Source organism: Paraburkholderia sp. PREW-6R (assembly GCF_039621805.1).
Classification (GTDB): Bacteria; Pseudomonadota; Gammaproteobacteria; order Burkholderiales; family Burkholderiaceae; genus Paraburkholderia.
The window spans coordinates 67,915-85,843 of record NZ_CP155074.1; the positions used below are offsets into that span (position 1 = coordinate 67,915).

The window sequence follows — 17,929 nt, forward strand, 5'->3', positions numbered from 1 at the left end:
GCGATTTCCCCTACCATCACGCATACCGTCCCGGCGCGGTGCGCGTACAGTTAGCCGGCGGCGGCAGCCGCTTCACCACGCATGCCGCCTTCTCGTGCTGCTCGGACCCGCCCATGACCACGCCCACACCGCCCGTTTCAAGTCGCTTCAAAACCAGCGCGGCGCATTATCTCGCCGGCCGTCCCGCTTATTCTCCGCGCCTGATTCGCCGTGTCGCCGAGTGCTGTCGGCTCGACGGCTCCGGACGGCTGCTCGATCTCGGGTGCGGGCCGGGACAGTTGTCGCTCGTGTTCTCGTCGTGGGTCGGTGCAGGCCTTGCGCTCGACCCGGAACCCGAAATGTTGCGCGTCGCCGCGTCGCTGGGCGCGGGCCTCGCGCCGAATATCGAGTACCAGCAGGGCGGTTCCTACGATCTGGCGCCGGCAATGGGGCGCTTTCGGCTGGCTGTCATTGGCCGCGCTTTTCACTGGATGGACCGCGCCGACACGCTGTCGCGCCTCGACGCGCTGATCGAACCGGAGGGCGCGGTGGCCCTGTTTTCGACCTCGACGGTGACAGATGCGCCGATTGCGTGGCTTGCGCCCTATCAGGCGCTGCTGGAGGAATATTCCTGGAGCGACCCGGCACGGCAGCAGCGCGAAACGCACGACCGGGAAAGTCACGACACGGTTCTTGCGAAATCCGCCTTTTCGGTACTCGAACGGGTGTCATTCGTGGAAACACGCCGCGTCACGGTCGAATCACTCCTGGAGCGGCCCCGGTCGATGTCGAGTCTTTCTCGCGAAAGGCTTGGAGAGCGTCTGGATGAACTGCTCGAACGCGCGGCGCAGCTACTGGATGCGCATGCAACCAACGGTTGGCTCGACGAGCGGATCGAATCGACTGCCCTGATCGCGCGCCGCGAGCCGCCTCGCGCCTAATGTCCGTCAAACGCGACCGTGCGCATCGATAGCGGGCATGACAGTCAAAAGCAGTCGAAACGACAGTCGAAATATTCTGAAACACACTATCGGGCGCGCGGTGAAATAAACCGGCAAACTGAAGTGTTTTCCTGATGTGGCAGCGCGTTGCGTTCGCTATGCCTCGCCACATTTTTCAAACAGCTTTCGCAGCCATGCACTTTCGGACGGAACAGACATGAATACGCACGCCGATTCCCTGAGCAGTTCCACCGGAGCGCCGCTTCCGTCGCGTTACACGCGCACGGCGATGGTGCTGCATTGGCTGATTGCGCTGCTGATGATCGTCAACGTCGTGCTTGGACTGAGCGCCGAGTCATGGCCCGATGACTGGGTGCGGCCGGTGGTCGACACGCATAAGTCGATCGGTATAACGGTGCTGGGTCTCGCGCTCATGCGCATCTTGTGGCGGGTGTCGCACAAGCCGCCGCCGTTGCCGCGCGAGTTTCCGTCGTGGGAAAAGATTGCCGCGCATGTTGCGCACTTTCTGCTGTACCTGCTGATGATTGCGCTGCCGCTCTCCGGCTGGCTGCACGATTCGGCGTGGAAAGATGCCGCCACGCATCCCATGCGGTTGTTCAATCTTTTCCAGTGGCCGCGAATCGGCTATGTGATGAACCTCGACCCGTCGCTCAAGGAAACACTGCATGACCGTTTCGGCGCTTTGCACACATGGCTTGGCTATGCATTGATCGCGCTCGTGGCCATGCACATTGGCGGCGCGTTGAAGCATGAATGGATCGACCGCAAGTCGGTTCTCAAACGCATGGTGCCGTGAGCGGCAACGCGCGCGCACTTTCCCATTTCCGTCCACTCCGAACTAGCCGGCAGTTACCTTGAAGAACACTCTGGAACAGGCGCTCGCCCTTGCTTCGCCGCGCATCGTGCCGCGTCCGTCCACGCCGCTCGGCGCGCTGATTCACTTGAGCGTCATCGCGTTGTGGGTACTGCTGTTCGCGCGGGCGTTCTTTCTGAAAGGCGCGCTGGCGTGGTCGACGGGCATTGCGTACGTGCTGTACGACACGTTGCTGCTCGCATTCGTCACCTGGAAGACGCTGCCGCTCATTCGCGGCACACTGCCGCTCAATGCTGCGGACGACTCGCGCGATCTGCCGACCCTGGGTGTGATCGTTGCCTCGCATAACGAGGCAACGGTACTGCCGGTCACGCTTGCGGCGTTGCTGCGTCAAACGCACGGCCCTGCGCAGATCGTCATTGCCGACGACGGTTCCACCGACCGCACGCGCGAACTGCTCACCGAGCGCTTCGGCCTGACGGCTGCCGCCGAGGGCGTGCTGAGCGCGCCAAGCACGCTGTATCCGAACCTCTTCTGGTTGCGCGTGCCGCACGGCGGCAAGGCGCTCGCGCTGAACGCGGCGATTACGGTGATGACCACGCAGACGGTGATGACAGTGGACGCGGACACGCTACTGGATGACGACGCCACTCATGCGATGCGCGCCGCTTTCGCAAGCGAGCCGACGCTGGTTGCCGCGGCCGGCATTCTGGTGCCGGTGTGCGGGAAGTCGGTGTCAGGCCGCATCTTCGAATGGTTTCAGACGTATGAGTACATGCGCAATTTCATCGCCCGGTTTGCATGGATGCGCGCCGATAGTCTGCTGCTGATCTCGGGCGCGTTCGCGTCGTTCCGTCGCGATGCATTGATCGACGTGGGCGGGTTCGATCCGCAATGCCTGGTCGAAGACTACGAACTGATTCATCGCTTGCGTCGTTATTCCGTCGACCACGGTCTGGGCTGGGTCGTGCGCGTGGTGGGCGGCGCGCATGCCCGCACCGACGCGCCGGATAATCTCGCCGGTTTCCTGCGACAACGCCGCCGCTGGTTCGCGGGTTTCCTGCAAACGCAGTACTGGAATCGCGACATGACCGGCAATCCACGCTTCGGCACGTTAGGCATGGTCATGCTGCCGGTCAAGGCGATCGACACCATGCAGCCGATCTACGGCCTCACCGCATTCGCTTTGTTGCTGGGTTTCGTTTTTGGCGGCCACGGCGCGATTGTCATCTCGATCTTTAGCGTGATCGGCCTGAAAACTGCGATCGATCTCGCGTTTTATCTTTGGAGTATCCATCTGTACCACCGCTGGACGGGCAAGCGTGCGGGCAGCAGTTTATGGATGGCGATGCTCGCGGCGATCGCGGAGCCATTCACGTTCCAACTGGTGCGGCATGCCGGCGCGGCGCTGGGCTGGCTGCACTTTCTCCGTGGCGGCCGCGCGTGGGGTGTGCAGCGCCGCACGGGTCTCGTCACGCGCGACAAGGGCTAGCGCAGGCCGACTTCTTTGGCGGACCCAGGGGCCTTCCGCTTCTAGTAGACTGTGCGACGACGTCGGCCTCGGTATCCGTGCCGGCGACCTTTCATGCGCTCGTGCACGGAGACTCTACGTATGCATGCAGTTCCCCCGCTCGAACAAGATCCTGCCGACGTTACCGTCGACGTGCCGCCGGTGGATGGCGCCGCGTCGAAATCCGCTCACTCCCCGGCTAGTGCGAATGCACCGGGTCACAGCGCCAGCAGCGCGCCCGTGCGTGACCTGCGCCGGGTGGGTATTCACCCTGACTACTGGTATCCGCTCGCGTGGTCGCACGAGGTCAAGCGGGGGAAGACGCACGGCGTGACGTTCGCGGGCGAACCGATCGTGCTGGCCCGCACGGAATCAGGCAAGGTCTTCGCGCTCGAAGATCGCTGCGCGCATCGTCAGGTGCCGTTGCATCAGGGTGTGGTGGAGGGCGAGTCGATCCGTTGCGGCTATCACGGCTGGACCTATGACTGCTCCGGCCAATGCATCGACGTGCCGTATCTGGGCCGCGACCGTTTGCCGAACGGCGTGCGCTCGTATCCGTGCCGCGAAGTGGAAGGTCTGGTTTTCGTGTTTCCGGGCGACGCCGCGCTGGCGGACGAGCGGCCGCTGCCGCCGCTCGGCTCCGTGTCTGACAAGAAGTACAAGACGCGCCGTTTTGGCCGCCCGGTGAATTGTCATTACTCGTTCATGCACGAGAACCTGATGGACATGAACCATCAGTTTCTGCACCGCAAACAGATGGGCCAGATGCGCGCGCGCTCGCTCGGGCGTCGGCGCGGCGACGGTTGGGTCGAGGTCGACTACACCTTTGCGCGCATGGCGGGCCAGCAGCCGATTGGCGAAGCCATCGTGTTCGGCCAGAGCCGCAAGACCGGCGGCGACAACGACAAAGACGTCATGACGATCCGCACCGAGTATCCGTATCAGACGCTGCAGATCCGCACCAAGGATCAGACGCTCGTCATGGACCTGTGGATCATCTACGTGCCGCTCGATCGCGAGCAGCGCACCAATCGCACGTTCGGTCTGCTGTCGATCCGCAAGCCGGGTGTTCCGGGCGTGCTCAATCTCGCGTGGCCGTTGCTGGTGTGGTTCACGGAACGCATCTTCAAGGAAGACCGCGAAATCGTCGAGGCGGAACAGCGCGCCCATGATTCGCAAGGTTCGGACTGGAACCATGAGGTGTTTCCGGTCATCAACGAATTGAGGGCGTTGCTGCGCGAAAGCGGCGCGCCGGACCAGGTGGTGGGCGCGGGCACGGGCGATACGTCGGTGATTCGCTTCTGGGATTCGCGCCACGGCAGTCCCCTCGCGAAGAGCTGATCGCGGCGTTCCTGACGCCGCGCGGCGCGTGAGCTTGCACACGCGGGCTAAGGCGCGCGCTCGGGCGGCGGTAGCGGCGGTAGCGGCCGCGGCCGCCGTCGCCGAGCCCAGCAGCGAGCCGCGCCGCCGCAGCCGGCTTTCCGCGCCAGCAGGAATGAATCCATCTTCATATCGTTGTGAATATCGCGCCTGCGAGCGGCGATAATGACGACCGCGCGGCGCCTGCCGCTTACTCAAAGATGTGCAGCAGATGCAGCGATGTTTGCGCCAATCGAGGTAAGCGACAGCGCCGTGCGTGTACCATTTCGCTTTTTTCGATATTCAAGAGCATCCCGTGAGCACGCAACCACTCAACACTACCCCGCGTAAATCCCTGACTCTGCTGCAAATGCTGGGTCTCATCGGCGGCATCGCCCTGATCGTTGCGATCGTACTGAACCAGTTCGTCTGACCTGCGTAACACGCGGGTTTCATGCATTCGACTACACGCCGGCCCTCGCGTGCCGGCTTCATCGATACACCGATTTCCCATGTACAAGAAGGGCGTAGCCGTTGAAATCCAGTTTTCTCCCGCACGGCTGAACGACGGCGCGGGCGATCCTTACTGGATTGACCTGACACAGGTGGAAGCGCAGCGGCTGCTGGAGAGCTTGCAGGCGCGTCTCGCGGAGAGCAGCGCGGGCACTGCCGCGCCGCTGGTTGTGAGCCTGGATGAAACGCCGTCGGCCGAACCGGCGAACGCGTCGAAAGCATCCGCTGTCTCGACCCCTGCTTCTGCTGTTGCAGATGACTTCAAGCAGTGGGTCTGCGTGATCTGCGGCTGGATTTACGACGAAGCGGCCGGTTTGCCGGAAGAAGGCATTGCGGCCGGCACGCGCTGGGAAGACGTGCCGGCCGACTGGCGTTGCCCGCTATGCGACGTGGGCAAGGAAGACTTCGCGCTGGTGGAGTTCTAGGCGTGGTGCGGCTTTTCTGCTTAACCCGCTCCTTCAGGAAAGTCCGCGCCCACCGTCGTCTCTTTCCATGTGTCGAAATCGCTGCGCATCGAATCGAGCTTCTTGTACGCGAGTTCCAGCGCGGTCTTGCCAAGCAGCAGGCGCAGCGGCGGGGTATCGGAAAGCGCGGCGTCGATGATCGCCTGCGCGGCGCGCACCGGATCGCCCGCCTGCTTGCCGCTGCGCGCTTCCGTCTGCTTGCGGCGTTCGCCGGCGGTGTCCGCATAGTCGTCGATCACGGTGGCCGATTGTTTGATCGACGGGCCCGCCCAATTCGTGCGGAACGGTCCCGGCTCGACCAGCAGCACGTCGATGCCGAGCGGCTTCACTTCCGTTGCAAGCGATTCGGACAGCCCTTCCACCGCATACTTCGTCGCGTGGTAGTAGCCGGTCGCCGCGAAACTCGTCAGCCCGCCGATCGACGACACATTGACGATCAGCCCGCTGTGCTGCTCGCGCATGATCGGCAACACGGCCTTCGTCATATCGACGAGGCCGAACACGTTGGTTTCGAACATTGCTCGGACCTCGTCGTCCTCGCCTTCTTCGATCGCGGCCAGATAGCCGTAGCCTGCGTTATTCACCAGCGCGTCGATACGGCCGAAATGCTGCTTCGCTTTCGCGACGACTTCGTCGATCTGCTCGCGCTTCGTGACATCGAGCGGCAGCACGAGCGCGCGGTCGCCATGTCCTTGCGCAAGATCCTGCACTTTCGACGCGTCGCGCGCCGTCACGACCGCGCTCCAGCCACGTTCGAGCACGAGCTTTGCCAGCTCACGGCCAAAGCCGGTGGAACATCCTGTGATCAGCCAGACGGGGTTGTCTCGATTCATCATTTGGGAAACTCCTGTTGATGGTCAACGACGTAAGGAAAACTTCATGCGGCGCGAACGCGTGGTGGTTGCGCGTGCGGCCGTCGCACTTGGTGCATGTGCTGCAATGGGAGTGATCCGTGCGAGCGGTTTGCCATGGTGTTTAGCGTGAAGCGTGCCCGGCCTGTTGCGAACGCGCCTGAAGGCGATGCAAGGCGCTGACAGCAGCGCCGACGGCTAGCCACGCACGGGGTAGCGTTTGATTGTAGCCGTAGCATGTCCCGTGTGCTTGGCGGCGCCAGCAAGGCCACGATGACTGGAATGACCGCGTGGTTCAGCGCGCCCGAACAGCGCGCGCGTAAGACGCGATCATCGCAGCGAGTTCCTGCGCGGCGGGTGTGAGCGGAACGGCTGCGCGCTGCAGAACACACACGTCCTGCTCGAGCGCCCGCTCGCGCACGTTGATGGACGTGAGCGTGGTGGCGAACGGCCCGCGCTTCACCACGACCGACGATTCGAGCGACAGGCAGTCCGTGGCGCCGACCAGGTGCAGACTTTCATACAGCCCTTCCACCGTCGCAATGATGTTGGGCGGCCGCAGACCGTGGCTCTCGAACAGGTGGCTCAGCCGGTTGACCTGCGGGTCGTCGGTGAGATTCGGCGAGCGCGTCGCGATCCACGGGCAGTCGGCCAGTTCTGCCAGCGTGCGCGCACCGGCTTTCGGATGACCTTGCCGGCAGACGATCACCGGGTCCGATGCATACAGCGGCGTGACTGAAAGATCGGTGGTGTCCGTGTGCTTCGACACGAGCGCCGCCGCAAAGTCCAGCGTACCTTCGCGGATCCGCGAAATCATCATGCGCGACGTGCCGACCCGAAGGTGTACCGCGACCCGTTCAAAGCGCTGGCGAAATTCCATCAGTACTGGCGCGAAGGCATCGATCAGCGGTTCAGTGGACATCCCCAATGTCACTTCGCCAACGTAATCGCCGCGTAGTTGCTGCACGTCCTGCTCGGCCCGCTCGCATTCGCCGATGATCGCGCCGGCCCGCTGCAAGAGGCGCTGCCCGAGCGCTGTTAATGCAATGCCGCGATTCGTACGCGTGAAGAGCGTTGCCCCCAGCATGGATTCGAGATTCTGCAATTGCTGGGTAATGCCGCTCTGTGCAATCCCAAGGGCTCGCGACGCCGCACGGATACTGCCGTGTTCCGCCACCGCTGTGAAAGCGCGCAACTGCGAGAGAGTCAGGGCCATGAGCGATAAGCGTCGGATGATCGGTAAAAGTGATCATGATAGTCTGAACGGGACTTCTGCAGAGCGCAACGGCGACATAGCATGGATTCACCCGTGCTTGGTCCCTCGTGCTCTGCCACCCACACTCCGCTCCCATGAAACTTTCGCTGATGATTCTGAGCGCCGCGCTGACCGTCTGCGCCAGCGCGCTGGCTGCCGAGCCGAATACGCTGCGTCTGGGCATCGACCCCAGCTATCCGCCAATGGACGCCAAGGCGCCCGACGGCAGTTTCAAAGGATTCGACGTCGATCTCGGCAACGAAATCTGCAAGCGCATTCATGCACGTTGCCAGTGGGTCGAGCTGGAGTTCTCCGGCATGATTCCGGCACTGCAGGCACGCAAGATCGACGCGATTCTTTCGTCGATGGCGATTACCGAAAAGCGCGAGCAGCAGATTCTGTTTTCGTCGAAACTGTTTCAATTCAAGTCGCGGCTTATCGCGCGTCAGGGTTCGCCGCTCGCGGGCGGTCTGAATGCCTTGGCGGGAAAACAGATCGGCATACAGTCCGGCACGCAGTTCGAAACGTATGCGTTGAAGAACTGGGCGCCGAACGGTGCGCACGTCGTCGCGTACAAGAGTCAGGACGAAGTGTTCGCGGATTTGCAGAACGGGCGTTTGGACGGCGCGCTGCTCGGTTCTGTCGAGGCCGATTACGGCTTTCTGCGCACACCTGCAGGGAAAGGCTTTGCGTTCGTCGGCGAACCGCTTTCCATGGGCGACCGTGGCGTGGGCATCGGCCTGCGTAAAGACGAAACGGCGGTGCAGGCGTCGATCAACGCGGCAATCGCTTCCATGCTCAAGGACGGTACGTATGCGCAGATCGCGAAGAAGTACTTCGACTTCGATCCCTACGGCAACTGATTCTCCATTCGTTTCTGGCGCACGCGCATATGAACAGGCAATCCATTCCGCTTCTCTCGCCGGCTATCGGCACACACCGTGAACTGGTGTCGTTCCACTTCGGCCCGACGGACAGCGGGCAGAAGATTTACGTCCAGGCGTCGTTGCATGCCGACGAAACGCCCGCCATGCTGACCACCGTGCTGCTCAAGCGCCGTCTTGCGGAACTGGAAAAAGCGGGCGCGCTGAATGCCCGGATCGTGCTGGTGCCGGTCGCGAATCCGGTCGGACTTGGCCAGTACGTGCTCGGTCAGTTTCTCGGACGATTCGATCTCGGCAGCGGCAAAAACTTTAATCGCCACTTCGCGCAGTTCCCGAAGCTGGCCGCGCGCGCACGAGATCTGCTTGGCGGCGACGTCGACATGAACCGGCGCATCATTCGCGATCTGCTCGCGGCGGAGCTGGAAGCGATCAAGCCGTTGACCGAGTTCGAGTCGCTGCAACTGGCGATGCTGAAACTCTCGTATGACGCAGATGTGGTGATCGACCTGCACTGCTCGCTCGAAGCCGCCATGCATGTCTACACGAGCGAGGCCGCGTGGCCTGAGTTCGAGCCGCTGTCGCGCTATCTTGGCGCGCAGGCTTCGCTACTGGCCACCGATTCGGGCGGCGCAGCGTTCGACGAAACGCACAGCCTGCTGTGGTGGAAATTGCAGCAGGACCTGCCCGCGGACAAACCCGTGCCGAACGGCGCCATTGCCGTCACGGTGGAATGCCGGGGCCAGCGCGACGTGTCGTACGAAGTCGCGCAGGAAGACGCGGACGCGCTGATCGATTATTTCGTGTGGCGCAAGGCGATTCGTGGCGAAGCCAAGCCGTTGCCGCCGCTGTTATCGCCCGCTACGCCGCTTGCCGGAAGCGAGCAGTTCTATGCGCCGGTCAGCGGGATTCTGATTCATCGCGCGACAATCGGCGACACGATTCGCGTGGGGCAGCCGCTATTCGATATCGTCGATCCCTTGACCGACGAGACGACGACGGTGTCGAGCAACACGGAAGGCGTGTTTTACATGCGTCGCGCGATCCGTTTCGTGACGGCGGGTGCGCCGCTGGGCCGCGTGACGGGCACGCAGCCGTTCAGGACCGGCGTTCTGCTCGGCGCGTAGTCGTCGATCAACCGGCAGAAAAAGGCGCGGCTCACGACCGCGCGTTACTGCTTCCGCCCGACGAGATAGGTGACGCCGTTCGGACCGTAGCGTTCCGAATGCGGCTCGTTGGCGGCGAGATGAAACACGTCGCCCACGCGGTAGAGGCGCTCTTCCTCGCCCACGCGAATGTGCATGTCGCCTTCGATAATGAGCGCCTTGGCCTCGAACGGATGCGCGTGCACATCCATTGCCGTGTTGGCCTCACGCGTAACGACTACCGCGTCAGGGAACCCTTCTTTCGTCAGGCTTTCAGTGAATGCTTCGCGGTTCATGGCGCCACCCTGGTCAGGCAGTGAGGGACACCCACTTTAGCGCGATCCGCTGTTTTTCGCAGCGCTTCAATGCGCTTGCGGACTCCGGCCGGGCGAGCCGTTATCTGCCCGCTCGACCGAAGCCTGCTTTGGCGCCGAAAACTTCCGTTAGCTCGCGACCAGCACCGGCGCGACGGCCGCCGGATCGCTGATGCTCGGCCGGCCATTTTCGACGTGACCGGCCAGACGCCGCGAGAAGCTCGCATCGTCGTTGCTCGTCACCGTCAGGTCGTACCAGTGATGGCTCGACGCCAGCACCCACGCCTCCTCGATATGTGCGCCGGCCGGCACCAGCACCGACCGCGTGCGCGCGCCGTAGACGTTGTCGGTCACCGTCAGGCGCGCAACGCCACCGCCTGTGTTGGTGAACTTCAGGAACACGTTGCCGTTGGCCGCGTCGTATTGCACTTTGACTTCGGGCTGCGCGTGCTTGCCGTGCGCATGGACGCCCGCGGCCTGCGCGCTCGTCGACGTGGTCTGTTGCGTGTTGCCGGAAAACTTGCGTACGAAACCGTTTGGACCGAACACTTCGAACGTATAGACGCCGTTCGTCATGCTCAGGTCGAAGGTTTCGCTGAGCGACTTGCCGGCTTCGACGGTATAGCGCCACGGGCCGTCGGTCCGGTTCGACGCGTACACGTAAAAGTGCGCGCCCTGATCGCCCGTGTTGCCGAACGCGATCTCGAAGCTGTTCCTCGACGCATTGGCGTGGCCGTTCACGTGCAGTTCATACGGCAGCGCGCGGGCAAAACGGATGCCGCCTTCCTGCGGGTCGATCGCGCCCGGCGTCGCGGGAACGGTCGGCTTGGGCTGCGTGGCGCACTGGTTGTCCGCGATGCTCTTGTAGTTGCTCGTGTCCGGCAGTGGCGGAACTTTCGAATCCGGCGTGCGGAAGTCGAACGCGGTCGTGAGGTCGCCGCACACGGCGCGACGCCATGCGGTGATATTCGGCTCATACACGCCAAACCGGGTTTCGATGAAGCGGATCACCGACGTATGATCGAACACCTGCGAGCACACGAATCCGCCCTTGCTCCACGGCGACACGATCGTCATCGGCACACGCGGGCCGAGGCCGTAGGGCAGGCCGTCGGCGGTGTACGTGCCGCCCCGGGCAGGGTTGACCACGTTATGGATTTCGCCTTCGGTGGTGACCGTCGACTTGCCTTGCGCGGGCGTCGTGGCCGGCTGCGGCGGCACGACGTGATCGAAGAAGCCGTCGTTCTCGTCGTACATGATGAACAGAACGGTCTTGCTCCACACTTCGGGATTCGACGTGAGCGCCTCCAGAATCTGCGACGTGTATTCCGCGCCATATGCCGGCGTGTAGCTCGGGTGCTCGGAATACGCAGCGGGCGGGCACAGCCACGATACTTGTGGCAGCTTGTTGGCCAGCACGTCGGCCTTCAGATCGTCGATGGTGCGCACGGTCTGCGCGCGCTCGTACAGCGGCGTACCCGGTTGCGCGTTGATGTAGTTCGTGAAGTTCTGCAGGATGTTGGTGCCGTAGTTGCCGTTCAGCGGATCGTTGCCGTTCAGACCTTGCTGATAGACCTGCCACGAAATGCCGGCGGCCTGCAGGCGCTCCGGATACGTGGTCCACGAGAGCAACTGATACTGCGGCGGCGCATCGCCGTCGACGAAATCGTTATTGTCGAGCAGCGGGCCGCCCATCGTGCCGCTCGGATCGACCATGCCGCTCATCAGGTACGCGCGGTTCGGGTGCGTCGGTCCGGGCAGCGAACAGAAATAGGCATCACAGACGGTGAACGCATCGGCGAGCGCGTAGTGAAACGGAATGTCGCCGCGCAGGTGGTAGCCCATCGTCATGTCGGTCTTGTTGGCGGGCCACTGATCGTAGCGGCCGCCGTCGATCGCGGCGTGGGTCTTGTACCAGGAGTGATCGAGATCGCCCACGCATTGCGCGCTGGTGGTCGACGTGTCGAGGTGAAACGGCAACACGGGCTTGGTCGCGTCCTCTTTCGACGGCTGATACCACACCGGCTTGCCGCCCGGCAGCGGAATCGGGAAGCGGTCGTTGTAGCCACGCACGCCACGCAGGTGGCCGAAGTAGTGGTCGAACGACCGGTTCTCCTGCATGAACACGACAATATGTTCGACGTCGCGAATCGTGCCGGTGCGCGAGAATGCAGGCACGGCAAGCGCATTGCGAATGGATTCGGGCAGCGCGGTCAGCGCGGTGGCAGCGCCGGCGGAGGAAGCGACGGTCTGCAGGAAACGGCGACGGCTAGTTGATGTCATCGAATATCACCTTCTGCTGGGGGAAGAATAGCGCGCCACGCGCGCGCCGGTGGAGTCGGATTAGTTGTTGCCGGCGCTGTCGCCGGGCGCGTAGCGCATGACCGGTGGAACCTGCCGGCTATCGGCAGCGAGGCTTGCCTGCATGTTTTGCGTGATGACGTCGGAGGCTGCGGACGGGTCGGCCGAGAGCGGGCTCGATGCACCTGGCAGGCCGCCGGACGTGGCGCTCTGCCACGCGGGCTGCGCACGTTGTGCGGTATCGTCGTTGACCGCGGCAGGGGGGGACGCTGCACTGTTCGGCGCGGCGTCGTCCGCGCCGCAACCACCTAGCAGTGAAACCGTGGTGGCGAGCGCGAAGGTTGCAAGCACAACCAACGCAACGCTGGCGAGGCGTTTGTCTCTTCTCATGTTCGCGTCCATTTTTCGTGAAAGCCGGTGCAGTCTCCAATGCTTTCAAGAAATAATTGTGAAACGTTTGCGAGTGGTAAAACTTTCGTTCGAAAGTCGGTCCGTTGAAAGAATCGGGAAAGTGAGAAGAAGGACAATGTTCGCGACGGCGACACGCGCGTGCTGATCGCTACACACAGATTCCGGACGGCTTCTTGCAGGAGTTCATTCATGACACGCATTGAAAGACCTTTCGACGCCGCGCGTCTCGACGACGAATGGCTCGAGGCGGACGGCGCCGGTGGTTTCGCGTCGGGCACGGTCGGCACGTGGCGCACACGGCGCTATCACGCACTGCTGCTGGCCGCTACGCGTGCGCCGGGCGGCCGGATGGTGCTCGTCAATGGCGTGGAGGCATGGGTCGAGACGGACGGCAAACGCTATCCGCTAAGCATGCAACGCTATGTGCCGGATGTGGTGTATCCGGATATCACGCCGAGCCTGATCGCATTCGATACGCAACCGTGGCCGACCTGGCGCGTCTCGCTGGGCGACACGCATTGTGTGGTCACGGCGGAAGTTTTCGTCACCAAGGCGACGTGCGAATGTGTATTGCGCTGGCGGCTGGACGGCGGCGCAGACCCTGCAACGAGCGGCGTCATCTTGAAGGTGAGGCCGTTGATATCGGGTCGCGATTACCACGCATTGCATCATCGGAACAGCGCATTCAGTTTCGACGCGCGCACGAGTGGCTCAACGGACGCGAACGCGGGCTGCGTCAGCTGGCAACCGTATGGCGACGTGCCCATGATCCATGCGGCGACGAACGGCGTCTATACGCACGCGCCCGATTGGTATCGCGACTTCTGCTATGTCCGCGAACGCGAGCGCGGTCTCGATTTCAGCGAAGATCTCGCGACGCCCGGCGTGTTCAGTTTCGACCTTGCACGGGGTGAAGCGGTAATGGTGCTGAGCGCATCGGCGGCGTCGAGCGAGCAGGCGCCCAATGCGGCTCATGCAGCCGCCGTCTGCGCGGCCGCCACCTATGCCGCCAATCTTGCGCGTTCCGAGCAGGCCCGCCGCAGCGCTTTGGGTTCGCGACTGCAACGTTCGGCCGACGCGTATATTGTCGCGCGCAATGAGGGCCGCACGGTTCTCGCAGGATTTCCGTGGTTCACCGACTGGGGCCGCGATACTTTCATTGCCATGCGCAAACTGCTGATCGCGTCGGGCCGGCTCGACGAAGCCGAAGCAATCCTGCTCGAATGGTCGGCCACGTTGTCGGAAGGCATGCTGCCAAACCGGTTTCCCGACTATGGCGACACACCCGAGTACAACTCGGTCGATGCTTCGCTGTGGTTCGTCGTCGCCGTTCACGACTATCTGCACACCTTACATGCGGGAGCGGCCACGCGCGCGCGTTTGCAACAGGCCGTCGAAACGATCCTCACCGGCTACACGAACGGCACGCGCTTTAACATCAAGGCGTCGGCGGTGGACGGACTGCTCGGCGCAGGCGTACCGGGCGTGCAGCTCACGTGGATGGACGCGAAAGTCGGCGATTGGGTTGTCACGCCGCGCATCGGCAAACCGGTCGAAGTGCAGGCGCTGTGGATCAACGCGTTGCGCATTGCGGCAGCCTGGAACCCGCACTGGCAGGCCGCTGCGGAACGCGCGCAACAAGCCTTTCTGGAGCGCTTCACCGACCCTCGCACGCATGCTTTGTTCGACAATGTGGATGTCGATTTCATCGACGGTACGGTGGATCGCGCTATCCGGCCCAACCAGATTTTCGCAGTGGGCGGCCTGCCGTTTGCGTTGGTCGAAGGCGAAGCGGCGCGCGCGATAGTCGAGCAGGTCGAAGCTGAACTTCTCACGCCGCTCGGCCTGCGAACGCTCGCGCCGTCCGATCCCGCCTATCGCGGCCACTATGGCGGCTCGCCGCTGGAACGCGATGGCGCCTATCATCAAGGCACGGTGTGGCCGTGGCTTCTGGGCCCATTCGTCGAAGCGTGGCTGCGGGTTCATCAGTCCGACGCTGAAGCACCCGCGCAAGCCAGAGCGCGCTTTCTCGATCCCCTTTACGCGCATCTCGATCACGCCGGTCTCGATCATGTGTCCGAGATCGCTGACGGCGATGCGCCGCACGCGCCCGCAGGCACGCCGTTCCAGGCGTGGTCGCTCGGGGAATTGCTACGCGTTGAACGTCTGCTTGCCCGATTCGAGCCCGCCGTTGCGTAAACCGCGCTACGATGTGTGTCCCACCGCCAAGCCTGATGCAAGGACTTCGTCATGCCACCGCTGCGCGCTGCCAATCTGCTCGCCACCATTGAAGGCTCACGCCTGCACTCGCCCGAGTGCGCCCGCTGGCAACGCTGGGGACCTTACCTGAGCGAACGTCAGTGGGGCACGGTGCGGGAGGATTACAGCGAAAACGGCACGGCCTGGGACTACTTTCCGCACGATCATGCGCGCAGCCGTGCGTACCGTTGGGGCGAAGACGGCATTGCCGGGTTCAGCGACGACAAGCTGAACTGGTGCGTGTCGCTTGCGTTGTGGAATCGCAAGGATCCGATCCTGAAGGAGCGCCTGTTCGGCGTCACCAATGCGCAGGGCAATCATGGCGAAGACGTGAAGGAGCTGTACTTCTACGTCGATGGCACGCCCACGCATTCATACATGCGCATGCTGTACAAGTATCCGCACGCGGCCTTTCCCTATGACGACCTCGTCAACGAAAACGGCTGCCGCGGCGGCGACATGCCGGAGTACGAAATTCTCGACACCGGCGTGTTCGACGACCTCTGTTACTTCGACGTTCAGGTCGAGTATGCGAAGCACGCGCCAGACGACATCGTGATGCGGGTGACGATCGAAAATCGCGCGGACAAGTCCGCATCGCTCGACGTGCTGCCGCAGATCTGGGCTCGCAATTCGTGGTCGTGGCGAGAGAACAACGACAAGCCTTCGCTCGTCGCCGGCACGACCCCGCGCGGCGAGAAGCAGGTGGTCGGGCGTCAGCATGGACTCGAACCGATCGTCGTGACGGCGTGGTCGAAAGATGCGCCGGAGATGAACTGGCTGTTCTGCGAGAACGACACGAACGTGCGGCGTCTGTTCAACATGGAGGGTGCCGGTCCGTTCAAGGACGGCTTCAACGACTATCTGGTGCACGGCGATGAAAATGCGGTGCGGCGAGACGCCGGCACCAAGGCCGGCGCTCATGCGTCGCTCCACTTCGGCCCGCAGGGGCGCGCGGTGGTCTACATGCGTTGGCGCCCGCAGTCCGCGCCGGACGACACGCCGCTCGACGTTGACGCGCTGTTCGCGCGCCGCATTGCCGAGGCCGACGAATTCTACGGCGCGTTGCAACACGAAATCGCTGACCCGGACGCGCGCCTCGTGCAACGGCAGGCGCTCGCCGGCATGCTGTGGTCGAAGCAGTATTACGAATACGACGTGCATCGCTGGCTCGAAGGCGATCCATTGCAACCCACGCCGCCGGCGGCGCGCAAGCACGGCCGCAATGCGGACTGGCGCCATCTGTGCAATGCGGACATCGTGTCGATGCCCGACAAGTGGGAGTACCCGTGGTACGCGTCGTGGGATCTGGCGTTCCATGCCGCTGCTTTCGCGTTGATCGATCCGGCGTTCGCGAAGCGCCAGTTGCTCCTGCTGGTGAAGGACCGCTATCAGCATCCCAATGGCCAGTTGCCCGCTTACGAATGGGCGTTGGGCGACGCCAATCCGCCTGTGCACGCATGGGCCGCCTGGCGCGTCTACGAGATCGATCGCGCGTTGACCGGCAGGGCCGACCGCGACTTTCTCGAACTGGTGTTCCACAAGCTGCTGCTCAATTTTTCGTGGTGGGTGAACCGCAAGGACGCCGACGGTCACAATATTTTCCAGGGCGGGTTTCTCGGGCTGGATAACATCGGGATATTCGATCGTTCGTCACCGCTGCCCACCGGCGGCCATATCGATCAGGCGGACGGCACCGCGTGGATGGCGGCGTACGCGCTGGACCTGATGCGGATTGCGCTGGAACTGGCGTACGCGAATCATGTGTTCGTCGATATCGGCGTGAAGTTTTTTGAGCACTTCCTGTACATCGCGGAAGCAGTCAGTTGCGACGACGGTTGCGATACCGGTCTGTGGGATGCGCAAGACGAGTTCTTCTACGACAAGTTGCGCCTGCCCAATGGCACGAATGTTCCAATGCGCGTGCGCTCTATTGTCGGTCTGATTCCGTTGTTCGCGGTACATGTGCTCGAAGAACGCCTGCATGGCAAATTGCCGGGACTGCGTGAGCGGCTCAGATGGTTCCTCGAACATCGCCCCGATCTCGCGAGGCTGGTGTCGCGCTGGAACGAGCCTGGCAGGCGCAACGCGTTGCTGCTGTCGCTCCTGCGCGGACATCGGATGAAAGCGCTGTTGCGGCGCGCGCTCGACGAAAGCGAGTTCCTGTCGGACTACGGCGTGCGGGCGCTCTCCCGTTACCATCGCGACAACCCGTTCGTGTTCAACCACAACGGCGACAGCTTCACGGTCCAGTATTTGCCGGCCGAATCGGACACACGCGTGTTCGGCGGCAACTCCAACTGGCGCGGGCCCATCTGGATGCCGGTCAACTATCTGTTGATCGAGTCGTTGTACGAATTTCATCGCTATTACGGCGACGATTTCCGCGTCGAATATCCGACAGGCTCGGGTCAGAAGTTTTCGCTCTGCGAAATCGCCGACGAACTCGCGCGCCGCGCCACCCGGTTGTTCCTGAAGAACAAGGACGGCGAGCGGCCGGTGATGGGCGCGTATCCGCTGCTGCAGGCCGACCCGCGTTCACGCGATCTGATTCTCTTCCACGAGTATTTTCATGGCGACAATGGGCGCGGTGTGGGCGCGTCGCATCAAACCGGCTGGACCGGTCTCGTGGCACTGCTTTTGCAACCGCGTGTGATGGCCGCGTCAGGCAACGTGCCGGTGACAGGCGAGCCGGACGAGGCACCGCTTCCCACGTCGCCTCGGGAACAGGCGCAAACGCAAGGCCAGCGGCAAAGCCAGCCACAGGACGGGACGCCCGCGCCGGCCTCTGCCGATTCGTCGGAAGTTTCACCGCAAGTTGCGCCGGAAGTCACATCGGCGCTGGCAGGGGCGCCGGCAAAGTAGCGGCAACTTGCCATGTGTTTAGCGGTTAGCGGTCGCGAGGTTACAT

Annotated in this window: 14 protein-coding genes; 9 read left to right on the forward strand and 5 right to left on the reverse strand. The window is 63.0% G+C overall.

What is annotated here, in order from left to right; all coding sequences use genetic code 11:
* Nucleotides 1-113: 113 nt before the first annotated feature.
* From AAGS40_RS15625 to AAGS40_RS15645, 5 genes are all read left to right on the forward strand, one after another.
* Nucleotides 114-920, forward strand: a complete 807-nt coding sequence (locus AAGS40_RS15625) for a class I SAM-dependent methyltransferase (RefSeq protein ID WP_345815691.1) — start codon at nucleotides 114-116, stop codon at nucleotides 918-920.
* A 217-nt stretch (nucleotides 921-1,137) separates the two neighbouring features.
* The gene (locus AAGS40_RS15630; RefSeq protein ID WP_345815692.1) at nucleotides 1,138-1,737 is read left to right on the forward strand and encodes a cytochrome b; all 600 of its coding nucleotides are present in this window, start codon (nucleotides 1,138-1,140) and stop codon (nucleotides 1,735-1,737) included.
* Nucleotides 1,738-1,795: 58 nt separating this feature from the next.
* Nucleotides 1,796-3,247 carry a glycosyltransferase gene (locus tag AAGS40_RS15635; RefSeq protein ID WP_345815693.1) on the forward strand — a complete coding sequence of 484 codons (1,452 nt, stop codon included), beginning with the start codon at nucleotides 1,796-1,798 and terminating at the stop codon, nucleotides 3,245-3,247.
* A 120-nt stretch (nucleotides 3,248-3,367) separates the two neighbouring features.
* Complete coding sequence (locus tag AAGS40_RS15640) at nucleotides 3,368-4,606, forward strand: aromatic ring-hydroxylating dioxygenase subunit alpha (protein ID WP_345815694.1); 1,239 nt, start codon at nucleotides 3,368-3,370, stop codon at nucleotides 4,604-4,606.
* A 530-nt stretch (nucleotides 4,607-5,136) separates the two neighbouring features.
* Entirely contained in the window at nucleotides 5,137-5,562 is a 426-nt protein-coding gene (locus tag AAGS40_RS15645; RefSeq protein WP_345815695.1) for a rubredoxin, read from the forward strand.
* Nucleotides 5,563-5,582: 20 nt separating this feature from the next.
* On the opposite strand, the gene AAGS40_RS15650 is transcribed toward AAGS40_RS15645, so the two are convergent.
* Entirely contained in the window at nucleotides 5,583-6,437 is an 855-nt protein-coding gene (locus tag AAGS40_RS15650; RefSeq protein WP_345815696.1) for an oxidoreductase, read from the reverse strand.
* 310 nt (nucleotides 6,438-6,747) lie between these two features.
* Nucleotides 6,748-7,668: a LysR substrate-binding domain-containing protein gene (locus tag AAGS40_RS15655; RefSeq protein WP_345815697.1), complete on the reverse strand. Its 921-nt coding sequence runs from the start codon at nucleotides 7,666-7,668 to the stop codon at nucleotides 6,748-6,750.
* Nucleotides 7,669-7,802: 134 nt separating this feature from the next.
* Between AAGS40_RS15655 and AAGS40_RS15660 the strand changes: the two genes are divergently transcribed.
* Nucleotides 7,803-8,570 carry a transporter substrate-binding domain-containing protein gene (locus tag AAGS40_RS15660; protein WP_345815698.1) on the forward strand — a complete coding sequence of 256 codons (768 nt, stop codon included), beginning with the start codon at nucleotides 7,803-7,805 and terminating at the stop codon, nucleotides 8,568-8,570.
* A 29-nt stretch (nucleotides 8,571-8,599) separates the two neighbouring features.
* Complete coding sequence (locus AAGS40_RS15665; protein ID WP_345815699.1) at nucleotides 8,600-9,715, forward strand: succinylglutamate desuccinylase/aspartoacylase family protein; 1,116 nt, start codon at nucleotides 8,600-8,602, stop codon at nucleotides 9,713-9,715.
* 44 nt (nucleotides 9,716-9,759) lie between these two features.
* Here AAGS40_RS15665 and AAGS40_RS15670 read toward each other — a convergent pair whose 3' ends face one another.
* The 3 genes from AAGS40_RS15670 to AAGS40_RS15680 form a co-directional block, all read right to left on the reverse strand.
* Nucleotides 9,760-10,029 carry a cupin domain-containing protein gene (locus tag AAGS40_RS15670; protein ID WP_345815700.1) on the reverse strand — a complete coding sequence of 90 codons (270 nt, stop codon included), beginning with the start codon at nucleotides 10,027-10,029 and terminating at the stop codon, nucleotides 9,760-9,762.
* Between the two features lie 147 nt (nucleotides 10,030-10,176).
* On the reverse strand, nucleotides 10,177-12,330 hold the full coding sequence (locus AAGS40_RS15675; protein WP_345815701.1) for a phospholipase C, phosphocholine-specific: 2,154 nt from the start codon (nucleotides 12,328-12,330) through the stop codon (nucleotides 10,177-10,179).
* Nucleotides 12,331-12,390: 60 nt separating this feature from the next.
* Nucleotides 12,391-12,738 (reverse strand): hypothetical protein, encoded by a 348-nt coding sequence (locus AAGS40_RS15680; RefSeq protein WP_345815702.1) that lies wholly within the window; start codon nucleotides 12,736-12,738, stop codon nucleotides 12,391-12,393.
* Between the two features lie 210 nt (nucleotides 12,739-12,948).
* On the opposite strand from AAGS40_RS15680, the gene AAGS40_RS15685 reads away from it, so the two are divergent.
* On the forward strand, nucleotides 12,949-14,958 hold the full coding sequence (locus AAGS40_RS15685) for an amylo-alpha-1,6-glucosidase (protein ID WP_345815703.1): 2,010 nt from the start codon (nucleotides 12,949-12,951) through the stop codon (nucleotides 14,956-14,958).
* Between the two features lie 51 nt (nucleotides 14,959-15,009).
* Nucleotides 15,010-17,883, forward strand: a complete 2,874-nt coding sequence (locus tag AAGS40_RS15690; protein ID WP_345815704.1) for a glucosidase — start codon at nucleotides 15,010-15,012, stop codon at nucleotides 17,881-17,883.
* Nucleotides 17,884-17,929 lie beyond the last annotated feature (46 nt).